Source organism: Gemmatimonadaceae bacterium (genome assembly GCA_035633115.1).
Taxonomy (GTDB): Bacteria; Gemmatimonadota; Gemmatimonadetes; order Gemmatimonadales; family Gemmatimonadaceae; genus UBA4720.
This window is the reverse complement of sequence record DASQFN010000019.1, coordinates 1-1,579: the sequence shown is the minus strand read 5'-3', so window position 1 is coordinate 1,579 and position 1,579 is coordinate 1. Positions and strand designations below refer to the sequence as shown.

Genomic DNA, 1,579 nt, shown 5'->3' with positions numbered 1-1,579 from the left:
CATTCGTTTGTAAAAGACGACACGAAAACTTTCCCAATACGGCGGAACCGTTTCGAGCAAAGTTATCAAGTTCGACGGCGCGACTTCGGCGACCGCCGCCGCGTACAAATCCGGCGTGAACGTGATGCCCGCGAGCGTCGCATAACCGCCATAGCTGCCGCCCCAGATGCCGATGCGCTTCGGATCGGCGATGCCTTGTTCAACAAGATATTTGACGCCATACGTCAAATCGTCCTGCATCTTATCGCCCCATTGATTGTTTCCGGCATCGAGAAACTTTTTGCCGAAGCCGGTTGAAGCTCGGAAGTTCGGCTGCAACACGGCGTAGCCGCGATTGGCGGCGAACTGCGCGTAAGATCTGTAGCCCCAAGTATCACGCCCCCAAGGCCCGCCGTGCGGAGTGATGATCGCCGGTAGATTTTTCGCCGGAACGCCTTTCGGCAAGGTCAAGTAAGCCGGAATCTCCATGCCGTCCGAAGATTTGTAGCGGACCACGCGCATCTCCGCCAGGTGTTCGCGCGGAAGTCTTTGGCGAACGCTGTATTGCTTCGTCAACTTTTTCGATTTGCGGTCCAACAGATACGTTTCGCCCGGTTCGGTGTCACTCCAAGCCGTGACCATCCACATACCCTCGTCTTTAGTTGACGAGCCGAAGGCGATTTCTTTGTTCGGCAATTGCTTTCGCAAAAGTTTGTAATCAGCTTCAAATGATTTGTCTTTGAAATAAATTCGCGGCTTGTCGTCGTCGTAAGTCGTGTAAATTATTTCGTCGGTCACGTCGGAATAGCGCACGTCGCCAAAATCAACGCGGTTCATCGGGTCGGACTCAACCGCTTCTTCTTTGCCGGTTTCCGGGTCGAGCAGAACCAGGCGAATCAAATCAACGTCGCCCTTGTTAGTGACCATATAGACACGCCGGTTGTCCTTATGAAAACGGACCGGATAGCACGTCTCGAAAACATTGCACGAATAAACTTTCGACACTTTGCCGTCGGCGTCAAGTCGTAAAAGCTCGGTGTCGCCGTTTTCCGGGATTCGGGTGGCGAGGCGCAGTTTGCCGGCGTTGTCGAATTGATAGCCGTCAAAGCGGTCGGTATTTTGCCGGATCAGCTGACGCTCCCCGGTTGAAACGCGGACCTTGTAAAGGTCGTGCCACCGCGCATCGCGGTCGTTTAGCCCAACGTAAATCGCATCCGGCTCGCTGCGCGGCACTTCGTAGATGAACGCCCGCACTTTTTTCAGATCCGTCAAGTTTCGCGATGCCCCAACTTCCGCGCCCGCCGCCGGAGTTGCCGCCGGGTCGACGGCGTAGACGTTGAAATTCTCATCGCCGTCAAAGTCGTTGACGAACAAAATTTGTTTGCCGTCACGCGACCAAAAATAATTGCGAATCGGGCGTTTCGTTTCGTTCGTGATTAGTCGCGCGCGTTCAAACGGTTCGTCGGCGCGCTTGACCCAGATGTTCATCGTGTCTTTGTACGGCTTGCGAAACGAGATGTACTTGCCGTCGGGCGAGATTTGCGCTCCCGCGATCTCCGGGTTGCCGAAAAAAATCTCACGATCAATGAGCGGCGGCAAA

Annotated in this window: 1 protein-coding gene; it reads right to left on the bottom strand. The window is 54.6% G+C overall.

Annotation, left to right across the window (positions count from 1 at the left end; translation table 11 throughout):
* Positions 1-1,579, bottom strand: a 1,579-nt coding sequence (locus VES88_02365) for a prolyl oligopeptidase family serine peptidase (protein HYN80316.1), incomplete at both ends; no start/stop codon positions are given.